At 38.7% G+C, this 455-nt stretch carries 1 protein-coding gene; it reads left to right on the plus strand.

Annotation, left to right across the window (positions count from 1 at the left end; translation table 11 throughout):
* Positions 1 to 427, plus strand: a 427-nt coding sequence (locus AB4486_RS24560) for a hypothetical protein (RefSeq protein WP_372119280.1), incomplete at its 5' end; no start/stop codon positions are given.
* Positions 428 to 455: the final 28 nt, after the last annotated feature.

Consider the following 455-nt stretch of genomic DNA (forward strand, 5'->3'; position numbering starts at 1 on the left):
GTGGTCAAATACTTACTTAAAGGAGCAAGTGATGGCACGAGAAATCTCATTTAAGAACAGCGGCCCACATTGGAACGTTGTTCTATCAATGACGATAAGTTACGTGATCGTATCTTTAGCGATTAACTTCTTTTATCACACTGAACTCCAGTTTTTCCCTTTCGTTACTTCAATCATCATCATGGTTGCTTTCTACGCTCTCGCCTCAAGATTCACTAAAAGCAATCTATCTTTAGTGGGTGAAGACATACATCTAAATGGTATTAAAGCGGACTTAATAATCAAAAACCCTGTCTTTGCTCGACAGTATATTCAAGTTAAATCTCTGACTCACAAGGGCTATTACAAGGTGAATGTTCGGAAAGGCCAGGTAGAGAAATCGGATTGGGAAATGTTGTTGAGAAAGGCTTCTCTGCAAAACGTTTAACGTTAACGCTTAATGGAAAGTACTCATA

It is taken from the genome of Vibrio sp. 10N.222.55.C6 (genome assembly GCF_041473395.1).
In the GTDB taxonomy this organism is placed as follows: Bacteria; Pseudomonadota; Gammaproteobacteria; order Enterobacterales; family Vibrionaceae; genus Vibrio; species Vibrio crassostreae_C.